Genomic DNA, 13,401 nt, shown 5'->3' on the forward strand with positions numbered 1-13,401 from the left:
GTTTTCCAGAGCGACCTGCACTTGATCGGACTCGATATTGACGTATTTGCGGATCACTTCCACCAGCTCCTTCTGCAATGCAGGCAGGTAGTCGGGGGTCTGTTGACCGCGTTGGCCGCGCTCGTGCGCCACAATAATCTGTAGACGCTCTTTCGCAACCGAAGCGGTATTGGCTTTCTTGCGGTCACGAAAGAAGTCAAAAATATTCATGCGTCAACCCCCGAACAGCCGTTCAAAGAATCCTTTCTTGTGGACATCCAGAAACCTGTGGTCCAGGGTCTTGCCCAGCAGGCGGTCGACGGCATCGCTATACGCCTGGCCGGCGTCGCTCTGTTCGTCGAGAATCACCGGGATGCCCTGGTTGGATGCCTTGAGTACGGCCTGGGACTCAGGGATCACACCCAGCAGGGTCACTGCCAGAATGTCCTTGACGTCCTCTACGCCGAGCATTTCGCCTTTGCTGACGCGCTCCGGATTGTAGCGGGTCACCAGCAGGTGTTCCTTGATCGGGTCTTCGCCGTTCTCGGCACGCAGCGACTTGCTGGCCAGCAGGCCCAGCATGCGGTCGGAGTCGCGAACCGAAGACACCTCGGGGTTGGTCACCACGATCGCTTCGTCAGCGAAATACATGGCCAGGTGCGCGCCGGTCTCGATGCCTGCTGGCGAATCGCAGACGATAAATTCGAACTCCATTTTTTTGAGTTCTTCGAGGACTTTACCGACGCCTTCCTTGTTCAGGGCTTCCTTGTCGCGGGTCTGGCTGGCCGCCAGGACGAACAGGTGCTCGATCTTCTTGTCTTTGATTAGCGCCTGCTGCAGGTTCGCTTCTCCATTGACCACGTTGACGAAGTCATACACCACGCGGCGCTCACAGCCCATGATCAGGTCGAGGTTGCGCAAGCCGACGTCGAAGTCGACGATGACCGTCTTGTGGCCACGCAGTGCGAGGCCGGTACCGATAGCGGCGCTGGTGGTGGTCTTGCCCACACCACCCTTGCCGGATGTAACTACGAGAATCTTGGCCAAGGTGTTTCACCCCTAGAGCAAACGGACTAGTTCAGTCCTGAAGAGCGTCCCTTGAAGCGGCGTCAGTAGAGCAATGATGGAAAACACGGAAGTTATCGGCTTTTAAGCGGCCTGCTAAGGCGGCTATGTAAGGCACAAAGTTCTCTGGATTTCCTAAAGCCTTTGCTACGTTTTCGCAACCAGTCAGAGATGCTTTGATAAATAGCGGCAGTATCCGTTAAAGCCTAATGATGTTCAACACATCGCCAGACAGGCTGATCTGTACTCCGGTGCCCCACAGCGGATCGCGACGCAAATCCTCTGAAACCTTGTATTGACCTGCAATCGAAATCAGCTCGGCACCCATCTGCTGACAGAAAATCCGTGCTCTGGTATCGCCTTTGATACCCGCCAGTGCCCTGCCACGTAATGGACCATAGACATGGATGTTGCCATCGGCCAGAAGTTCCGCACCGGGGCTCACTGGTGCGATGACCACCAGATCGCTGCCCTGAGCATAGATCTGTTGGCCGCCGCGCACAGGCGAGGTGATGACGCGGGTTGGCTTTATGAGGGGTTCTGGTGGTTTTTCCGGAATTTTCTTCGCAGGCTCGGCATCGACGGGTTCAAGCACCCGCTCGCGAGCACCCGAAGGTGGCAGGACCGGCAGGTCGATGGCAATCGCGGCAGCGATGTCTTCGATACGGCTGGCACGAATCGCCAGGGTTCGCAAACCATGCTGGCGACACAGGCGCACCAGCGCCTGAAGGTCTATGGACCCTTCGTGCGGCGAGAGTTTGTCCAGGGCCAGGATCAGCGGTGTATTGCTGAAGAAATTCGGCGCCTGGGCAACCTTGGCTGCCAATTGACGATCAAGTGCTTCAAGGTCGGCGCGCGCCAGTTCCATCACAGTGATGGCAAGCATGCTGCCCTTGAGCTGAAACACGGGGTCGGTGTATTGCGATTCGGTCTGGCTCATGGTCGGCATAGACAACGGCTTGTCACTAAAAGTGCCGTGACTTATAACGAGAACATCCGCGAGCCGCAAGCCATGAAGAACTCATGCAGAGATCCTGTGTAAGGAACCGATGTAGAATGCGCGGCCAATCTTCTGACGGAAGCTTAAATGGATCGCCCGCGTTTTCGACCTTATTTTCTGCATCCGCGTTTCTGGGGGCTCTGGCTGGGGCTGGCGCTGTTGTGGCTGATCGTGCAATTGCCGTTTCGGGTGCTGCTGTTCATCGGTCGCTTGCTGGGGATGGTGATGTACGGCTTTGCCGCTGATCGAAAATACATCGCTGCGCGCAATTTGCAGCTGTGTTTCCCGCAGCTTTGCGACGATCAGCGCAAAAAACTGCTCAAGGAAAACTTCGCGTCCACCGGCATTGCCTTCTTCGAGATGGCCATGAGCTGGTGGTGGTCGCCGCAGCGCCTGGCAAAACTGGCGCACATCGAGGGCCTGGAGCACCTGCGCGAGGCGCATGAGAAGGGTGAAGGGGTGATTCTCATGGCCCTGCATTTCACCACGCTCGAAATCGGCGCCGCGTTGCTTGGCCAACAGCACACCATCGACGGCATGTACCGTGAACACAAAAACCCGTTGTTCGACTTCGTCCAGCGCCGTGGCCGCGAGCGGCACAACCTCGACTCGCTGGCGGTAGAACGTGAGGACGTGCGTGGCATGCTCAAGCTGCTGCGCAACGGCCGCGCCATCTGGTATGCACCGGACCAGGACTACGGTGCCAAACAAAGCGTGTTCGTGCCGTTGTTCGGTATTCAGGCCGCCACCGTCACCGCGACCAGCAAGTTTGCCAAACTGGGCCGTGCCCGCGTCGTGCCGTTCACCCAGCAGCGTCTGGCCGACGGCAGCGGTTATCGGTTGGTCATTCACCCGGCACTGGACAATTTTCCAGGGCAAAGCGACGAAGAAGATTGCCTGCGCATCAATCAATGGGTAGAAAAGGCTATTACCGAATGCCCCGCGCAATACTTGTGGGCGCACCGGCGCTTCAAGAGCCGCCCGCCCGGTGAGCCCAAGCTGTACGCAAAAAAATAAAAACAGCGATCGCTGAGGTTCTTTTTTGATGTCTGAACCCGTCGTAGTGACAAACCCTTGCGGCGACGTCGAGCCCGTCACCGGCCTGATCCTGTCCGGTGGCGGTGCCCGCGCGGCTTATCAGGTCGGCGTGCTGGCCGGTATCGCCGAGCTGCTGCCCTACGGGGCGTCCAATCCGTTTCCGGTGATCGTCGGCACCTCGGCCGGTGCGATCAATGCGGTAAAGCTGGCCAGTGAAGCCATGCAGTTTCGCGCTGCGATTCATCATCTGACCCTGTTCTGGCAGAACTTTCGCAGCCATCAGGTACTGCGCAGCGACTGGCCGGGCGTCATGCGCCAGGCCGGGCGTTTCATGGGTAAAAGCCTGTTGGGCCTGGGTTCTCAAGTGCCGGTGGCGCTACTCAACAGCTCGCCCTTGCGTGATTTGCTCACTGAGCGGCTGGACCTCTCAGGCATTGACCAGGCCATCGAAGCCCAGCATTTACGTGCGGTGGCAGTGACTGCCTTCGGCTACGAGTCCGGGCAGGCGGTCACTTTTTATCAGGGCAAGGGCACCATCGACCCCTGGCTGCGCCATCGCCGTGTGGGCTTGCCAACCCGGTTGACGGTGGATCACCTGCTGGCCAGTTCGGCGATTCCGTTATTGTTCGCACCGGTCAAGGTCGAGCAGGAATATTTCGGCGATGGTGCTGTGCGGCAGTCGGCGCCGATCAGCCCGGCGCTGCACCTGGGCGCCAACCGCGTTCTGGTGATCGGCGTCAGCGGCAACCCGCGCGGTGTGCAGGCTCAGGCACCGGTACACCGCGTGACCAGCGGCCAGCAACCGAGCCTGGCGCAGATCAGCGGCCATTTGCTCAATAGCACGTTCATTGACAGCCTGGAGAGCGATATCGAGCTGCTCGAGCGCCTGAACACACTCAGCGCTTTGTTGCCCGACCCGCAAGCACGTTGCCAGCCAGGCATGGCGCCGGTAGAGGTGCTGGTCATTTCCCCTAGCCGTCCGCTGGACGAGATTGCGGCTCGCCATCGTCACGAACTGCCGCCTGCCTTGCGTACCTTTCTGCGCGGTCCCGGTGCGACCAGGACCAGCGGTGCCAGCGTGCTGAGCTACCTGCTGTTCGAGGCCGGCTATTGCAGCGAGTTGATTGAGCTGGGCCGGCATGACGCCATGGCCCAGAGCGAAGATCTCAAGCGCTTTTTGCGTATTGCCTGAGGCGACCCATCACGCCGTCAGCTGGTCGTCGCGAAAGTCGCGCAGCGCCTGTTCGATTTGTTCGCGGCTGTTCATCACGAACGGCCCGTATTGCACGATCGGCTCGCCCAGCGGTTTGCCGGCAATCAGCAGCACGCGAGCACCGGCGGCGCTGTCGATGCGTAGTTCGCCTGCTTCGCCCAGCCGCACCAGACGGCTGGCTGCCACCGGTTGCGCGCAGCCAGCCACTTCGATCTGACCTTCGTACACATACAACAACACCCGATGTCCCTCAGCGATCTGTGGACTGATCTGGCTGCCGGCCGGCAAGTGCAGGTCGAAATACTGCGGCTCGGTGTCCGGCCGCTGCACGGCGCCGTCCTGCTGCACCTGGCCATCGTCAAAGCGACCGGCAATTACCACCACATCGATACCGGCTGCGGTGGTCAGGCGTGGAATGTCCTGCGGCTGGATATCGCGATAGCTGGCATCCATCAGCTTGTTCTTGCCCGGCAGGTTCAGCCACAGCTGAAATCCGCGCATCACGCCATGTTCCTGTTCTGGCATTTCGCTGTGAATAATGCCGCGCGCGGCGGTCATCCACTGCACGCCGCCGGCCTCCAGCAGGCCGACATTACCCATGTGGTCTTCATGGCGCATGCGGCCTTCGAGCATGTAGGTCACGGTCTCGAAGCCACGGTGTGGGTGCGGCGGAAAGCCGGCGATGTATTCATCGGGGTTGTCGGAGCCGAACTCGTCGAGCATCAGAAACGGATCGAACTGCTCGACACCTGCGCCGCCGAACACGCGGGTCAGGCGCACGCCGGCGCCATCGGAGGTGGGCTGGCCGGTGTGAATCGATAGCACCTTGCGAAACGGGGTCATGAGAGGGGCGCTCCTTACCAAGTGGCGATGGGCGCATGGTAAGCGGGATGGATTGATGAATGGGTTTGAAATTTCCCTGTGATCAATCGAATTTTACGATTGCTCCGTCGCTGTCATCTTCATATGAGCGCACTTGGCGGGCGCTCGGTAAGTGGTTTATGTGTGTCGAGAAGTTTACAGAGTATTCCTACAAGCTTTGTTGCTTTGGCCTGCATCTATATTTTTATGTGCCTCTATATTGCTCGACTTTGATCAAAGGTTTGAAGGGCTTGCCTTTGAAGTTAATCAATCCTTAAGGTCGGGATCGTCAAATGAGATCAATTCTGAGTGTTTATAAACGTTCTTTTGACTTCGAAGGGCGCTCAAGTATTCGTGAAGTGGGCATTTACTTTATCTTCCTGCTGATCGCGTCGAGTGCACTTGTCTATCTCGATGTGAGTCGCGGCTGGTACAGCAGCGATTGGGGCGCCGGACCCTGCCTGATGCTTTTTCTGGTCCTGAATTGTCTGCCCAACCTGGCCTTGAGTGTGCGCCGGCTTCATGATTCGAATCTGGGGAGCGGGTGGTTTGTTATCAGTCTTGTTCCACTGATCGGCCCCTTGATTGTGCTGTTTCTGTTGTTTCAGCCCGGTACCGATGGCAATAACCGCTTCGGGCCGGTGCCTTTACGCTGATTTCAATATCGACCGTATCGAGCCTGTAAAAAAGGCCAGTCCGGTTTCCCGGCCTGGCCTTTTTCATTACACCACCAACCTACTCGGCAATCTGCAACTTGCGTGATTCGGTGTACACATACCGAACCTTTTCGTATTCGAACGGCGAGTTCATCTGCCCGTAGCGGAAGCTGGTCGTGTAACGGCGGTCGATGGCGCGCAACAGGAGAATTTCCGGGTGGTCGCTGCTGACCTGAGCCACATTGAGGAAATTGATCTGGGCTTCGGCGGCGACGTCGAAGATCAGCCCGCCGGTGTCGCGCAGGTTGGAGGGCCCGAACAGCGGCAGCATGATGTACGGGCCTGCCGGTACGCCATAGAAGCCCAGGGTCTGGCCGAAGTCTTCGCTCTGGCGCGGCAGGCCCATCATGGTTGCCGGGTCCCAGAGGCCGGCCACGCCGATGGTGGTGTTGAGCAGCAGGCGCCCGGTGGTTTGCAGCGAGCGCTGGCCCTTGAACTGCAACAGGCTGTTGACCAGATTAGGCACATCGCCCAGGTTGCTGAAGAAGTTACTGACACCGCTGCGCACGAAACCTGGGGTGATGTAGCGGTAGCCATTGACCACCGGCAGGAATACCCACTCGTCGAAGCGGTAGTTGAAGTGGTAAACGCGGCGGTTCCACGACTCCAGCGGGTCGAAGACTTCCAGGGCGTTGATCGAGGCCCGCTCGAATTCGCGCTGGTCCAGGCCAGGGTTGAACTTCAACGACTTCAACGGCTGGGTAAAACCGTCGGCCTCGTAGCGGGGCACTACGGTGGCTTCGTCCTTGGTGGCATGGGAAATGTCGGTTTTTTCGGCCTGAGCCGTACCGGCAACCAGCAGGGCGGCAAGAAGCAAGAGACGTTTAGCCACGGAAGAACTCCAGCATGGCGTCGCTGTTGACGCGGTAGTTAATGTTGCCGCAATGCCCGCCATGGGGGTAGACGGTCAGGCGATCGCCAAAGGTCTGACGCAGAAAGCCCAGGTCACCGGAGCCCAGAATCACGTCGTCGGCGTTGTGCATGACGGCGATCTTGCTGCTGCTGTGCAGGTAATCCTTGAGCGCATACAGGCTGACCTGGTCGACCAGTTGCAGCATGCTGCCACCGTCGGTGCGCGCACGCCACATGGGGATCAGTTGTTCGGTCATGTAGCAGTCGAAGTCGCACTGCATGGCGCGCTTGAGGAACGGCGTCAGGCTGGTGCCTTCGGTGATCGGGAATTTCGGCGGGATGATCAGACCGCGGCGGTTGATCAGGTCCGAGGTAAAAGCAATGTCGGCCGACGAGAAGCGGAACGATGTGCCGATCAGCATGGCCATCTGTTCGTTGCTCAAGTGTTCCTTGGACAACTGGAAGTCATAAAGCAGCGCGTCGTTGAGGTCGATGTAGCCTTTTTGCTGGAAGTAACGGGTCAGCTTGGCCAGCACCAGCTCATAGAACGTGGTGGTGTTGTTGATGCCCTTGACCTGAGTCTGAACCAGCTTGTCCAGGTTGGACACAGAGGTGTACAGGTTGACCGGCGGGTTGAGCAGCAGCACTTTCTTGAAGTTGAAACTGCGCCGGGTTTCATCCAGCTTGCTGACAAATGCAGCGTTCAACGCGCCAAGGCTGTAACCGGTCAGGTAAAAGTCGGTAATCGGCAATTGGGCATTCTGGGCACGAATGGCTTGCATGACCCGGTAGATGTCTTCGGCATCTTCCTTGGACAGGCCTGGCGTGGCATAGCGCGACGCCGAACTCATGAAGTCATAGCTGGTGGGCGACGACAGTTGCACCACGTGGTAGCCGGCACCGTAGTACAACTTCTTGAGGAATTCGTTGATGGTGCTGTTATACGGCGCGCCGGTGCCGGCAATCAGGAAAATCAGCGGGGCGGCATGATCCTGTTTGGCCAGGCGATAGCGCAGTTTTTTCACGGCCCAGAAATTGTCGGGCAGAGTGAATTCGCGCTCAGGGTGCAGGTTGAGGGTGTAATCGTCCTGGTCGATGTCTTCATCGGCAGGCAGGTCTGGCCGCAGATCAGGTGGCGTTGTGGCGATGGTCGCTTCGAACGGATTAGTCAGCGGGTAGCCATAAGTGGCTGGATCGACGTTTTTCGCCAGGGCGGCTGCACTTAAACAGAGGCCACCCAGGACTGCAGCGAAGCGCAGGAGACGGAGCATGACTGAATCCCATGGAAAGAAGAGCAGGGTAAGGTACGCAGGCTATGACCATTGGCATGCTGCCAAAGTGCCGTATCGGCCAGCGATCTTTGTGAGGTGGGTGAAACGATACACTCTCCCGGGTTTGGGGAATGTAGAGATGTGCGTTTTTTTACAGGCGCACACAGAACGCCGCAAAGCACAAAGGGAGCCATAGGCTCCCTTTTAGTGGTTTTTCACGTGCTCTTTTTGTTTTTATAGGGCGATCTGTTGTTGTTTTTGTCGACTCGCCCTTCACTGCATTCTTGCGACCCCCATACGGGGTCAAGAGCAAACGTATTTTTTTGAGCGCTGACTTGCTTCAATCGACTGCCTGCACAACAGCGCGATCCAACCAGTGCGGTGCTACCTGAAGGTAGTTTTATTGTTCTGTGCCTGGCTGCGTGGCCTTCCGCAAAAGACCCGGTGAAGCGTATCTACTCCAAAAAAATCAGTTGGCTTCGTCTCTGTCCGTGTTGTTCTTGTTATGTCAGAGCCGTACGTCTTGTTTTTATTGGGTTGCTGCGTGTTTTTGTTCTTGTTGTGCCTGAGATATAGCAGATGCTGTGCCAACTTTTTAAAGTCCTTAAAAATCAATAGCTTAAAAAAATGCGTGCCGGCTCTGGCACGTTTCAGACCCTGATGTGTTCCCGTGTTACCCGCTCATTGGAGCGCGACAGCGTCGGCGGTAACACATTGTGTTTCTTCTCTGTTGGAGGCGTTTTTTTGCGGGTTTGTCGCTGGTGGCTCGGTGATGTCGTTTACCGCTGTCTGGGGGTCGCTGACAGAGCATGTCGGTTGGGCGGCGCGGCAGATGATCAACGGGTCGATGCAGTGGGTGTCACTGCGCGCAAGAGTGCTTGAAACGTGAAGGACTCGCATGGCCCGTTTTCGCGCGTGCTGCGCGGTCCAGAAAACAACGTCAACGATGCCCGACCCTTGTCGGTGCAGAACTCTACCGGGGAAGTAATGATGAATATGCGCAAACTCCTGGGGGCGGGTACCGCTCTGGTACTCGCCGCCAGTTCCACGCTGGCCATTGCTGAAACCAAGACCGTGAGCATCGGCTATGTCGAAGGCTGGTCCGACAGTGTCGCGACAACGTTTGTCGCTGCTGAAGTGCTCAAGCAGAAGCTGGGCTATGACGTCAAACTGCAGTCCGTTGCGGCCGGGATCATGTGGCAAGCGGTGGCCACCGATAAACTGGACCTGATTTTGTCGGCCTGGTTGCCGGGCACCCACGGCGAATACATCGCCAAGTACAAGGATCAGGTGGTCGATTACGGCCCCAACTTCAAGGACGCCAAGATCGGCCTGATCGTGCCGGAGTACGTCAAGGCCATCAGCATTGCCGACCTCAAGACCGATGAGTCCTTCAAGAACAAGATCACCGGTATCGACGCCGGTGCTGGCGTGATGCTCAAGACCGATCAGGCCATCAAGGACTACGGCCTGGACAGCTATAAACTGCAGGCCAGTTCCGGGGCCGGCATGATCGCCGAGCTGACCCGCGCCGAAAAGCGCAATGAATCCATCGCCGTGACCGGCTGGGTGCCGCACTGGATGTTCGCCAAGTGGAAACTGCGCTTCCTGGAAGACCCTAAAGGCGTGTACGGCGCTGCTGAAACCGTTAACAGTGTCGGCAGCCTGAGCCTGGAAAAGAAAGCCCCGGATGTGGTCGCGTTCCTGAAAAAATTCCAGTGGCAATCCAAGGACGAGATTGGCGCTGTGATGCTGGCTATCCAGGATGGCGCCAAACCTGAAGCGGCCGCCAAAGAGTGGGTTGCCAAAAATCCTGAGCGTGTGGCTGCCTGGACCGCCAAGTAACAGACTCCCCCGTTTATCTGACGGCCTGCGGGCCGTCTGTCGAAAACCACCCGGCGCAGGCTATGGGTGGTTTTTTTCTTTATACGTAGCCTCAGGCGCAGGTCATTTCGGCCAACCGTCCAGAATTAATGTCGTTCTAATACTAAGGTCGTCTGGAGTCGGCCCCGCAGCGGACTAAAGTAAAGTTGTGTCATCTCTTCCGTGCTGCGAGGACAAAAACAATGAACGACAGCATCTACCAAACGATACAGAACAGCCCGCGCTTCAAAGAGCTGGTTGCCAAGCGAGAACGTTTCGCCTGGATCCTCTCGGCGATCATGCTCGGGCTTTATGCATGCTTCATTCTTCTGATTGCTTATGGGCCGCATATTCTGGGAGCCAAACTCAGTCCCACATCGACCATTACCTGGGGCATGCCGATCGGTGTCGGCCTGATCCTGACGGCATTCATCCTGACCGGCATCTATGTACGCCGTGCCAACGGTGAGTTCGACGATCTGAACAACGCCGTGCTCAAGGAGATTCAGCAATGATCCGTCGTCTCTTTGCAGGCATTGGTCTCACAGCGTTCGCGCCGGCTTTGCTGGCCGCCGATGCCCTCACGGGCGCGGTGCAAAAACAACCACTGAACGTTCCGGCGATCGTCATGTTCGTGGCGTTCGTCCTGTTTACCCTTTACATCACCTACTGGGCATCGAAGAAAAACAAATCGGCTTCGGACTACTATGCCGCCGGCGGCAAGATCACCGGCTTCCAGAATGGTCTGGCCATCGCGGGCGACTACATGTCGGCAGCGTCTTTCCTGGGTATTTCTGCGTTGGTGTATACCTCCGGCTACGACGGCCTGATCTACTCGATCGGCTTCCTGGTGGGCTGGCCGATCATTCTGTTCCTGATCGCCGAGCGCCTGCGTAACCTGGGTAAATACACCTTTGCCGACGTGGCGTCCTACCGCCTCAAGCAAATGGAAATCCGTACCCTGTCCGCTTGCGGTTCGCTGGTGGTGGTGGCGTTCTACCTGATCGCGCAAATGGTGGGTGCCGGCAAGCTGATCCAGTTGCTGTTTGGTCTGGACTACACCGTGGCGGTGATTCTGGTCGGTATCCTGATGTGCCTGTACGTGTTGTTCGGCGGCATGCTGGCCACCACCTGGGTACAGATCATCAAGGCGGTGATGCTGCTCTCCGGTGCCTCGTTCATGGCGCTGATGGTCATGAAACACGTCAACTTCGACTTCAACCAGCTGTTCGCCCAAGCGGTCGCCGTTCACCCTAAAGGTGAAGCGATCATGAGCCCCGGCGGTCTGGTCAAGGATCCGATCTCGGCGTTCTCTCTGGGTCTGGCGCTGATGTTCGGTACGGCTGGCCTGCCACATATCCTGATGCGCTTCTTCACCGTGAGCGATGCCAAGGAAGCCCGCAAGTCGGTGTTCTACGCCACCGGTTTCATCGGTTACTTCTACATCCTGACCTTCATCATCGGCTTTGGCGCGATCCTGCTGGTCAGCACCAACCCGATGTTCAAGGACGCAGCCGGCGCGTTGATCGGCGGTAACAACATGGCGGCGGTACACCTGGCGAATGCCGTGGGCGGCAGCCTGTTCCTGGGCTTCATCTCGGCGGTGGCTTTCGCGACGATCCTGGCAGTGGTTGCAGGCCTGACCCTGGCCGGTGCTTCGGCGGTGTCGCACGACCTTTACGCCAGCGTAGTGAAGAAGGGCAAGGCCAACGAGAAAGACGAGATCCGCGTGTCGAAGATGACCACCATCGCTCTGGCTGTGGTTGCCATCGTCCTGGGTATCGCCTTCGAGAGCCAGAACATCGCGTTCATGGTCGGCCTGGCGTTCTCGATCGCAGCGAGCTGCAACTTCCCGGTGCTGTTGCTCTCGATGTACTGGAAAAACCTGACCACCCGTGGCGCCATGATCGGCGGCTGGATGGGCCTGATCAGCGCCGTGGTGCTGATGGTGCTGGGTCCGACCATCTGGGTGCAGATCCTGCACAACCCGAAAGCGATCTTCCCGTACGAGTACCCGGCGCTGTTCTCGATCATCATCGCCTTTGTCGGCATCTGGTTCTTCTCGATCACCGACAAATCCAAGGCTGCGGCTGATGAGCGTGCGCTGTTCGTTCCACAGTTCGTCCGTTCGCAAACCGGCCTGGGCGCCAGCGGTGCAGTCTCGCACTGACGGTTAAACCCGGCACAACAAAAAAGCAGCCTTCGCAGGCTGCTTTTTTTGTCTTCTAATGGGGAGCCTGGTTCATATCCTTCCGAGCAGCACCAATACCAGCAGAATGATCAGAATCGTACCGATCACGCCGGACGGACCGTAACCCCAGCTGCGCGAGTGCGGGAATACTGGCAGACCGCCGACCAACAGCAGGATCAAGACGATGATAAGAATTGTACTGATGCCCATGACGAGTTCCTTCTTTCGATTATGGAAGCGAAGATTGCCGCTATTCCCTGACCCTGTAGGCATCAAGTTTGCAGGCCTCTTGAATACTCCGACTCTGGGGATTTCAGAAAGGTTCTAATGGTTTAGAATATTTTTTTACAATTTAGTGGCGTTTTGTTAGTTGTAAAAACTTTGAACTTGTCGGGCACTGTAGTATCGCCTCCGATTTGATGACTACGCCGATAACAGGTCCCCTGCATGCTGATTCGTCTGGCCGCCGATCTGGTGGTGATTGTGCATTTGTTGTTTATTGTTTTTGTCCTTTTCGGGGCCTTGCTGGTGGCTTACAGGCCGTGGCTTGCGCTGCTGCATGTGCCGGCCGTGCTGTGGGGCATGGCGGTGGAATTCCTGCACCTGTATTGCCCGCTCACGCCGCTGGAGAACAGCCTGCGCCAGCAAGCAGGCGATCAGGGTTATAGCGGCGGTTTCGTCGAGCATTACCTGATTGCGCTGATCTATCCGGCTGGCCTGACGGCATCTATTCAGCTCTGGCTGGGCTCGATTGTGTTGCTGGTCAATGTGCTGGGTTACGGCTGGGTGCTCAGGCGCTGGCTGCGTGTGCGCCGTACTGCTCGATAAGGCACAGGTTTCTGCTAGGGTAGCCACCTTTTCTGCATCCCTGACGAGGCTGTCCTGTGCTCAATTACCTGTGGTTCTTCATCGCGGCGCTGTTCGAGATTTTTGGCTGCTATGCCTTCTGGCTGTGGCTGCGCCAGGGCAAAAGCGCCTTGTGGGTGATTCCGGCGCTGATCAGCCTTACGGTATTTGCTTTGCTGCTGACGCGGGTAGAGGCGGCCTATGCCGGGCGTGCCTACGCGGCCTATGGCGGGATTTACATCGTGGCTTCGATTGCCTGGCTGGCGATGGTCGAAAAAGTCAGGCCGCTGAACTCCGACTGGCTGGGGGTGGCGCTGTGCGTGCTGGGCGCAACGATTATCCTCTGGGGGCCACGCGGCACGGCCTCTTGAATCGAAGGTTTTCCTACAAATCCTGGCTCCTTGTAAGACATTTCCTTCAGTCAGTGGTGGCGAGTTTGAAGGACATGGCTGATTTTCCCGTGCAGCGTTGAAGCACTGTGCCATGCGCGGCACTCTGCCTGCTTA

At 57.6% G+C, this 13,401-nt stretch carries 15 protein-coding genes; 8 read left to right on the plus strand and 7 right to left on the minus strand.

All coding sequences use genetic code 11. The features are described from left to right. From minE to minC, 3 genes are all read right to left on the minus strand, one after another. Nucleotides 1-210, minus strand: a 210-nt coding sequence (gene minE, locus ACYP2A_RS25145; protein ID WP_459748632.1) for a cell division topological specificity factor MinE, incomplete at its 3' end; no start/stop codon positions are given. A 3-nt stretch (nucleotides 211-213) separates the two neighbouring features. Further along, entirely contained in the window at nucleotides 214-1,026 is an 813-nt protein-coding gene (gene minD, locus ACYP2A_RS25150) for a septum site-determining protein MinD (RefSeq protein WP_459748633.1), read from the minus strand. Between the two features lie 217 nt (nucleotides 1,027-1,243). Then, nucleotides 1,244-1,984 (minus strand): septum site-determining protein MinC, encoded by a 741-nt coding sequence (gene minC / locus ACYP2A_RS25155; RefSeq protein WP_459748634.1) that lies wholly within the window; start codon nucleotides 1,982-1,984, stop codon nucleotides 1,244-1,246. Nucleotides 1,985-2,131: 147 nt separating this feature from the next. Here minC and ACYP2A_RS25160 point away from each other — a divergent pair, with 147 nt between their 5' ends. Together ACYP2A_RS25160 and ACYP2A_RS25165 are read left to right on the plus strand one after the other, a co-directional pair. After that, nucleotides 2,132-3,061 carry a lipid A biosynthesis lauroyl acyltransferase gene (locus tag ACYP2A_RS25160; protein ID WP_459748635.1) on the plus strand — a complete coding sequence of 310 codons (930 nt, stop codon included), beginning with the start codon at nucleotides 2,132-2,134 and terminating at the stop codon, nucleotides 3,059-3,061. A 28-nt stretch (nucleotides 3,062-3,089) separates the two neighbouring features. Next, nucleotides 3,090-4,274, plus strand: a complete 1,185-nt coding sequence (locus ACYP2A_RS25165) for a patatin-like phospholipase family protein (protein WP_459748636.1) — start codon at nucleotides 3,090-3,092, stop codon at nucleotides 4,272-4,274. Nucleotides 4,275-4,283: 9 nt separating this feature from the next. Here the strand turns inward: ACYP2A_RS25165 and ACYP2A_RS25170 are convergent, their stop codons facing one another. Beyond that, nucleotides 4,284-5,138: a pirin family protein gene (locus tag ACYP2A_RS25170; RefSeq protein ID WP_459748637.1), complete on the minus strand. Its 855-nt coding sequence runs from the start codon at nucleotides 5,136-5,138 to the stop codon at nucleotides 4,284-4,286. Between the two features lie 311 nt (nucleotides 5,139-5,449). On the opposite strand from ACYP2A_RS25170, the gene ACYP2A_RS25175 reads away from it, so the two are divergent. Beyond that, entirely contained in the window at nucleotides 5,450-5,812 is a 363-nt protein-coding gene (locus tag ACYP2A_RS25175; protein ID WP_459748638.1) for a DUF805 domain-containing protein, read from the plus strand. A 79-nt stretch (nucleotides 5,813-5,891) separates the two neighbouring features. Here the strand turns inward: ACYP2A_RS25175 and ACYP2A_RS25180 are convergent, their stop codons facing one another. Both ACYP2A_RS25180 and ACYP2A_RS25185 read right to left on the minus strand, forming a co-directional pair. Beyond that, nucleotides 5,892-6,704, minus strand: coding sequence for an MlaA family lipoprotein (locus ACYP2A_RS25180; protein ID WP_459748639.1), 813 nt, complete (start codon nucleotides 6,702-6,704; stop codon nucleotides 5,892-5,894). Beyond that, nucleotides 6,697-7,995 carry an alpha/beta fold hydrolase family protein gene (locus ACYP2A_RS25185; RefSeq protein WP_459748640.1) on the minus strand — a complete coding sequence of 433 codons (1,299 nt, stop codon included), beginning with the start codon at nucleotides 7,993-7,995 and terminating at the stop codon, nucleotides 6,697-6,699. Before ACYP2A_RS25185 ends, ACYP2A_RS25180 begins: the two co-directional genes overlap by 8 nt. A 990-nt stretch (nucleotides 7,996-8,985) precedes the next feature. On the opposite strand from ACYP2A_RS25185, the gene ACYP2A_RS25190 reads away from it, so the two are divergent. From ACYP2A_RS25190 to ACYP2A_RS25200, 3 genes are all read left to right on the plus strand, one after another. Then, nucleotides 8,986-9,840, plus strand: coding sequence for a glycine betaine ABC transporter substrate-binding protein (locus tag ACYP2A_RS25190; RefSeq protein ID WP_459748757.1), 855 nt, complete (start codon nucleotides 8,986-8,988; stop codon nucleotides 9,838-9,840). A 221-nt stretch (nucleotides 9,841-10,061) separates the two neighbouring features. Beyond that, on the plus strand, nucleotides 10,062-10,373 hold the full coding sequence (locus ACYP2A_RS25195) for a DUF485 domain-containing protein (RefSeq protein ID WP_459748641.1): 312 nt from the start codon (nucleotides 10,062-10,064) through the stop codon (nucleotides 10,371-10,373). Further along, the gene (locus tag ACYP2A_RS25200) at nucleotides 10,370-12,028 is read left to right on the plus strand and encodes a cation acetate symporter (RefSeq protein ID WP_459748642.1); all 1,659 of its coding nucleotides are present in this window, start codon (nucleotides 10,370-10,372) and stop codon (nucleotides 12,026-12,028) included. The genes ACYP2A_RS25195 and ACYP2A_RS25200 overlap by 4 nt, the downstream gene beginning before the upstream one ends. A gap of 72 nt (nucleotides 12,029-12,100) precedes the next feature. On the opposite strand, the gene ACYP2A_RS25205 is transcribed toward ACYP2A_RS25200, so the two are convergent. Next, complete coding sequence (locus ACYP2A_RS25205; protein ID WP_459748643.1) at nucleotides 12,101-12,259, minus strand: DUF3309 family protein; 159 nt, start codon at nucleotides 12,257-12,259, stop codon at nucleotides 12,101-12,103. 237 nt (nucleotides 12,260-12,496) lie between these two features. On the opposite strand from ACYP2A_RS25205, the gene ACYP2A_RS25210 reads away from it, so the two are divergent. Together ACYP2A_RS25210 and ACYP2A_RS25215 are read left to right on the plus strand one after the other, a co-directional pair. Next, nucleotides 12,497-12,877 carry a DUF2784 domain-containing protein gene (locus tag ACYP2A_RS25210; RefSeq protein ID WP_459748644.1) on the plus strand — a complete coding sequence of 127 codons (381 nt, stop codon included), beginning with the start codon at nucleotides 12,497-12,499 and terminating at the stop codon, nucleotides 12,875-12,877. Between the two features lie 56 nt (nucleotides 12,878-12,933). Beyond that, on the plus strand, nucleotides 12,934-13,266 hold the full coding sequence (locus tag ACYP2A_RS25215; RefSeq protein WP_459748645.1) for a YnfA family protein: 333 nt from the start codon (nucleotides 12,934-12,936) through the stop codon (nucleotides 13,264-13,266). The last annotated feature ends 135 nt before the right edge of the window (nucleotides 13,267-13,401 follow it).

The sequence above is a fragment of the Pseudomonas sp. 3A(2025) genome (assembly GCF_054589175.1).